9 protein-coding genes are annotated in these 5817 nt (G+C 55.6%); 8 read left to right on the top strand and 1 reads right to left on the bottom strand.

The features are described from left to right. From VF672_RS11795 to bfr, 8 genes are all read left to right on the top strand, one after another. On the top strand, window positions 1-78 hold a 78-nt coding region (locus VF672_RS11795), incomplete at its 5' end, for a hypothetical protein (protein ID WP_241801723.1). 28 nt (window positions 79-106) lie between these two features. Next, a complete protein-coding gene (gene rpmJ, locus VF672_RS11790; protein WP_002555468.1) occupies window positions 107-223 on the top strand; it encodes a 50S ribosomal protein L36 in 117 nt (38 codons plus the stop codon). A 130-nt stretch (window positions 224-353) separates the two neighbouring features. Continuing rightward, window positions 354-710: a 30S ribosomal protein S13 gene (rpsM, locus tag VF672_RS11785; RefSeq protein WP_037017739.1), complete on the top strand. Its 357-nt coding sequence runs from the start codon at window positions 354-356 to the stop codon at window positions 708-710. Window positions 711-740: 30 nt separating this feature from the next. Beyond that, window positions 741-1130, top strand: coding sequence for a 30S ribosomal protein S11 (gene rpsK, locus VF672_RS11780; protein ID WP_002555466.1), 390 nt, complete (start codon window positions 741-743; stop codon window positions 1128-1130). 18 nt (window positions 1131-1148) lie between these two features. Then, window positions 1149-1769 carry a 30S ribosomal protein S4 gene (rpsD, locus tag VF672_RS11775; RefSeq protein ID WP_037017742.1) on the top strand — a complete coding sequence of 207 codons (621 nt, stop codon included), beginning with the start codon at window positions 1149-1151 and terminating at the stop codon, window positions 1767-1769. A 22-nt stretch (window positions 1770-1791) separates the two neighbouring features. Continuing rightward, the gene (locus VF672_RS11770) at window positions 1792-2793 is read left to right on the top strand and encodes a DNA-directed RNA polymerase subunit alpha (protein WP_007970428.1); all 1002 of its coding nucleotides are present in this window, start codon (window positions 1792-1794) and stop codon (window positions 2791-2793) included. Window positions 2794-2835: 42 nt separating this feature from the next. Then, complete coding sequence (gene rplQ / locus VF672_RS11765) at window positions 2836-3222, top strand: 50S ribosomal protein L17 (protein ID WP_062384499.1); 387 nt, start codon at window positions 2836-2838, stop codon at window positions 3220-3222. A gap of 251 nt (window positions 3223-3473) precedes the next feature. Continuing rightward, window positions 3474-3938, top strand: a complete 465-nt coding sequence (gene bfr, locus VF672_RS11760; RefSeq protein ID WP_122623962.1) for a bacterioferritin — start codon at window positions 3474-3476, stop codon at window positions 3936-3938. 72 nt (window positions 3939-4010) lie between these two features. Here bfr and uvrA read toward each other — a convergent pair. Then, a partial coding sequence (gene uvrA / locus VF672_RS11755; RefSeq protein WP_331104771.1) for an excinuclease ABC subunit UvrA occupies window positions 4011-5817 on the bottom strand: 1807 nt, incomplete at its 5' end.

The raw sequence follows: 5817 nt of genomic DNA, 5'->3' as shown, positions 1-5817 counted from the left end.
CACCTCGTTTCGCACCAGTATGAATCCCTGATGAAGAAAGCCAACCTGAAGGGCTACGGCAGCGGCATGCTGCGCTGAAGCACCCATAAGGTTCGAGGAGTTGGTGATGAAAGTTCGTGCATCGGTGAAAAAGCTGTGCCGCAACTGCAAGATTATTCGCCGCGAAGGTGTTGTTCGAGTAATTTGCAGCGCGGAACCGCGTCACAAACAGCGCCAAGGCTGAGTGTGATTGTGCTTCAAGCCCGGTAGCTAGTGCGCTACCGGGTTGATTATTTGTTATTACAGCGATATTATCTCGCGCCCTATTTCTTGGCTTCCGTGGCGTAGGTAGCTGTCAATTGGAGTCCCACTGAATGGCCCGTATTGCAGGCGTTAACATTCCAGATAACAAGCATACTGTTATCTCGCTGACCTACATCTATGGTGTTGGTCGCACAACTGCACACAAAATCTGTGCTACCACCGGGGTTAACCCGGCTGTGAAGATCAAAGATCTGAGCGACGAGCAGATTGAACAGCTGCGTGGCGAAGTCGCGAAGTTCACCACTGAAGGTGACCTGCGTCGCGAAATCAACATGAAAATCAAGCGCTTGATGGACCTCGGTTGCTATCGCGGTCTGCGTCATCGTCGTGGTCTTCCAGTACGCGGTCAGCGTACCAAGACTAACGCGCGTACCCGTAAAGGTCCGCGTAAGCCGATCCGCAAGTAATCGCCTCAGCGAATCGACAGGAATTAAATCATGGCAAAACCTGCTGCTCGTCCTCGTAAAAAAGTTAAAAAGACAGTGGTTGATGGCATCGCCCACATCCATGCTTCTTTTAACAACACAATCGTGACCATCACCGACCGTCAAGGTAACGCTCTTTCCTGGGCAACCTCCGGTGGTTCGGGTTTCCGCGGTTCTCGCAAGTCCACGCCGTTTGCTGCTCAAGTAGCTGCTGAACGTGCTGGTCAAGCTGCGCTGGAATACGGCCTGAAAAACCTCGACGTCAACGTCAAAGGTCCAGGTCCAGGTCGTGAATCTGCTGTCCGTGCTTTGAACGGCTGCGGCTACAAGATCGCCAGCATCACCGACGTGACGCCAATCCCGCACAACGGGTGCCGTCCGCCGAAGAAGCGCCGCGTGTAATCCAGGAGATTGTAAAGAATGGCTCGTTACATTGGTCCAAAATGCAAACTCGCTCGTCGCGAAGGCACCGATCTCTTTCTGAAGAGCGGCGTGCGCGCGATCGAATCGAAGTGCAACATCGAAGCAGCACCTGGTATCCACGGCCAACGCCGCGGTCGCCAGTCCGACTACGGCACCCAACTGCGTGAAAAGCAGAAGGTCCGTCGTATTTATGGCGTTCTTGAGCGTCAGTTCAGCGGCTACTACAAAGAAGCCGCCGGCAAGAAAGGCGCAACGGGTGAGAACCTGCTGCAGCTGCTCGAATGCCGTCTGGACAACGTTGTATACCGCATGGGCTTCGGTTCGACTCGTGCCGAATCGCGTCAGCTGGTATCGCACAAGTCGGTAAGCGTAAACGGCAAAACCGTTAACGTTCCGTCCTACCAGGTTCGTGCTGGTGACGTAGTGGCCATTCGTGAAAAAGCGAAGAACCAGCTGCGTATTGTCCAGGCTCTCGATCTGTGTGCCCAACGTGGCCGCGTAGAATGGGTAGAAGTAGACACTGAGAAAAAATCTGGCGTCTTCAAAAGCGTCCCAGCTCGCAGTGATCTGTCCGCCGACATCAACGAAAGCCTGATTGTCGAGCTCTACTCCAAGTAAGGGCTAGAAAATAGGTGCATCCATGCAGATTTCGGTAAATGAGTTCCTGACACCCCGCCACATTGATGTGCAGGTTGTCAGTCCGACCCGCGCCAAAATCACTCTCGAGCCTCTCGAGCGTGGTTTCGGCCATACCCTGGGCAACGCGCTGCGCCGCATCCTGTTGTCCTCCATGCCCGGCTGTGCAGTAGTCGAGGCCGAGATTGACGGTGTACTCCATGAGTACAGCGCCATCGAAGGTGTACAGGAAGATGTAATTGAAATCCTGTTGAACCTTAAAGGTCTGGCTATCAAGCTGCACGGTCGAGACGAAGTTACGCTGACCTTGTCGAAGAAGGGTTCGGGGGTGGTTACCGCTGCCGATATTCAGCTGGATCATGATGTCGAGATCGTTAACCCCGATCACGTAATCGCTAACCTGGCGTCTAACGGCGCCCTGAACATGAAGCTCGTTGTAGCTCGTGGTCGCGGTTATGAACCAGCCGATTCGCGTCAGAGCGATGAAGACGAAAGCCGCAGCATTGGTCGCTTGCAGCTCGACTCTTCGTTCAGCCCGGTTCGTCGCATTGCATACGTGGTGGAAAACGCCCGTGTCGAGCAACGTACCAACCTGGACAAACTGGTTATTGATCTGGAAACCAACGGTACTCTGGATCCTGAAGAGGCTATCCGTCGTGCAGCAACCATCCTGCAACAGCAGTTGGCTGCGTTCGTCGACCTCAAAGGTGATAGCGAACCCGTTGTAGTCGAACAGGAAGACGAGATCGATCCGATCCTGCTTCGTCCGGTTGACGATTTGGAACTGACTGTACGTTCGGCCAACTGCCTTAAGGCGGAGAACATTTACTACATCGGCGACCTGATTCAGCGCACCGAAGTAGAACTGTTGAAGACTCCGAACCTGGGCAAGAAATCCTTGACCGAAATCAAGGACGTTCTGGCTTCTCGTGGTCTCTCCCTCGGCATGCGCCTCGACAACTGGCCGCCTGCAAGTCTTAAGAAGGACGACAAGGCGACTGCCTGATCGTCGTAATCACCGAACGTAGTGTTTGGTAAGGAATGAACCATGCGTCATCGTAAAAGTGGACGTCACCTGAGCCGTACCAGCTCTCACCGTAAGGCCATGTTTCAAAACATGGCGGTGTCGCTGTTCGAGCACGAGCTGATCAAAACTACCCTGCCAAAAGCCAAAGAACTGCGTCGTGTTGCTGAGCCGCTGATCACTTTGGCCAAGGTTGACAGCGTAGCCAACCGTCGTCTGGCATTTGACCGCACCCGTTCGAAAGAAATGGTCGGCAAGCTGTTCAACGACCTGGGCAAGCGTTATGCAACTCGTGAGGGTGGCTACCTGCGCATCCTCAAGTGCGGTTTCCGCGCTGGCGACAACGCGCCAATGGCGTACGTCGAACTGGTTGATCGTCCTGTCGGTGGCTCTGTAGAAGCCGCTGAATAAGACGTAAGTCAGTACACGAAACCGGGCCTAGTGCCCGGTTTTTTGTTGCCTGCCGTAATCCGCCCGCAGCGATCAATCGGTCCCATTCGGCGGTGATTCTAAGTGATAAACGGAAACCTCCTCATTTACCCGCCTTTTCGGCACCGAATGACCGAAATTCGCCGCAATTGTGGTTTTATTTGCTATCTCGTGGGGTGACCTTCCGATCAGGTTGGTTCAAACTAATGCCTTTCACGAGGAGATGTACGGCGATGCAAGGCCACCCAGATGTAATTGATTACCTCAACACGCTGCTGACAGGCGAACTGGCTGCGCGCGACCAATATTTCGTCCATTCGCGCATGTACGAAGACTGGGGTTTCAGCAAGCTGTACGAGCGGATCAATCACGAGATGGAAGAAGAGGCCCAACACGCTGATGCGTTGATGCGCCGGATTCTCATGCTGGAAGGCACCCCGCGTATGCGTCCTGACGATCTGGATGTAGGCACAACGGTACCGGAGATGCTCGCCAGTGACCTTCGCCTGGAATACAAGGTGCGCGCCGCACTGTGCAAAGGTATTGCGCTCTGTGAGCAGCACAGGGATTACGTTAGCCGTGACATCCTTCGCATTCAGCTCGCCGACACTGAAGAGGATCATACCTACTGGCTAGAAAAGCAGTTGGGCCTGATCAAATCGATCGGTTTGGAGAACTACCTGCAATCGCAGTTCTGACTACTCAGACGTTCACTACAAAAAAGCCCCTGCCGCACATCGCGACAGGGGCTTTTTGTCAAGGCCGGAGGATCAAGCGCGATCACGCTCCAAAAGCGGCTTCAGGTAATGGCCGGTGTAGGACTGCTTCATCTCCGCGACCTGTTCTGGCGTACCCGTCGCGATGATCTGTCCGCCTTTCGATCCGCCCTCAGGTCCAAGATCAACGAGCCAGTCCGCAGTCTTGATCACGTCCAGGTTGTGCTCGATCACAACGACCGTGTTGCCGTGGTCTCGTAATCGATGCAAGACGTCCAGCAGCTGCTGAATATCCGCGAAGTGCAGGCCCGTAGTGGGCTCATCCAGGATGTACAAGGTCTTGCCAGTGTCACGCTTGGAAAGCTCCCGAGACAGCTTTACACGCTGCGCTTCACCGCCTGAAAGCGTTGTCGCCGACTGGCCCAGCTTGATGTAGGACAGACCCACATCCATCAACGTCTGCAGCTTGCGGGCGAGGGCAGGGACTGCGTCGAAGAATGTCCTCGCTTCCTCGATGGTCATTTCCAGAACCTCGTGGACGTTCTTGCCCTTGTACTTCACCTCCAGCGTCTCGCGGTTGTATCGCTTGCTCTTGCATACATCGCAGGGCACGTAGATGTCAGGCAGAAAGTGCATCTCGACCTTGATCAAACCGTCGCCCTGGCACGCTTCGCAGCGCCCGCCCTTGACGTTGAAGGAGAATCGGCCTGGGCCGTAACCGCGAGACCGTGATTCCGGTACGCCGGCGAACAACTCACGGATTGGGGTAAACAGGCCGGTGTACGTGGCCGGGTTCGACCGCGGCGTACGTCCAATCGGGCTTTGATCAATATCAACGACTTTATCCAGGTGCTGCAAACCGTCGATGCTGTCGTGTGCTGAAGCCTCAAGCGTCGTAGCGCCGTTCAGCGCGGTGGCGCTGAGTGGGAACAGCGTGTTGTTGATCAATGTCGACTTGCCCGAGCCCGACACGCCCGTCACGCAGGTCAGCAAGCCAATTGGAATCTCCAGATCGACGTTGCGCAGGTTGTTGCCCCGCGCGCCCTTGAGTTTGAGGGACAGCTTTTTGTTGCGGGGCGTCCGTTTGGCAGGAACGGCGATTTTCACCCGGCCCGATAAGTATTTGCCGGTGAGTGAATCAGGATGGTCCATGACTTCTTGCGGTGTGCCCTCGGCGACGATATTGCCGCCATGTATGCCTGCCCCCGGCCCGATGTCGACCACGTAATCCGCCAGTCGGATCGCGTCCTCATCGTGCTCAACCACGATGACCGTGTTACCAATGTCGCGAAGGTGCCGGAGCGTGTCCAGCAAGCGGTCGTTATCGCGTTGATGCAGGCCAATCGAAGGTTCGTCGAGGATATACATGACGCCCACCAGGCCGGCGCCGATCTGGCTCGCCAGACGAATTCGCTGCGCTTCGCCGCCGGACAGCGTATCGGCACTGCGATCCAGCGTCAGATAATCAAGCCCGACGTTGACGAGGAATTGCAGGCGTTCCCGGATCTCTTTGAGAATCTTGTCAGCGATCTCACCGCGTCGGCCCGTGAGCTTCAACTCCCCAAAGTAATTGGTCGCGTCGCCAATCGGCATGTTCGTGACAGCGGGAAGTGTCTTCTCGCCGACCCACACGTGACGAGCCTCACGGCGCAATCGCGTGCCACGACATTCGGGGCAGGGCTGCGTACTGAGAAACTTTGCCAGCTCCTCTCGAACTGTTGTCGACTCGGTTTCCCGATAGCGACGCTCGAGATTGGGAACAATGCCTTCGAACGGGTGCGCACGTTTGACGATGTCGCCACGGTCGTTCAGGTAACGGAAGTCCACACTGTCCTTGCCGCTGCCGCCGAGCAGGACCTTT

The sequence above is a fragment of the Pseudomonas sp. genome (assembly GCF_036387035.1).
GTDB lineage: Bacteria > Pseudomonadota > Gammaproteobacteria > Pseudomonadales > Pseudomonadaceae > Aquipseudomonas.
This window is presented reverse-complemented; position numbering and strand designations above follow the sequence as displayed.

Excerpts from the sequence above, each read along its gene's own strand:
- rpmJ (WP_002555468.1), top strand. The coding sequence starts at position 107 with ATGAAAGTTCGTGCATCGGTGAAAAAGCTGTGCCGCAACTGCAAGATT.
- rpsM (WP_037017739.1), top strand. The coding sequence starts at position 354 with ATGGCCCGTATTGCAGGCGTTAACATTCCAGATAACAAGCATACTGTT.
- rpsK (WP_002555466.1), top strand. The coding sequence starts at position 741 with ATGGCAAAACCTGCTGCTCGTCCTCGTAAAAAAGTTAAAAAGACAGTG.
- rpsD (WP_037017742.1), top strand. The coding sequence starts at position 1,149 with ATGGCTCGTTACATTGGTCCAAAATGCAAACTCGCTCGTCGCGAAGGC.
- VF672_RS11770 (WP_007970428.1), top strand. The coding sequence starts at position 1,792 with ATGCAGATTTCGGTAAATGAGTTCCTGACACCCCGCCACATTGATGTG.
- rplQ (WP_062384499.1), top strand. The coding sequence starts at position 2,836 with ATGCGTCATCGTAAAAGTGGACGTCACCTGAGCCGTACCAGCTCTCAC.
- bfr (WP_122623962.1), top strand. The coding sequence starts at position 3,474 with ATGCAAGGCCACCCAGATGTAATTGATTACCTCAACACGCTGCTGACA.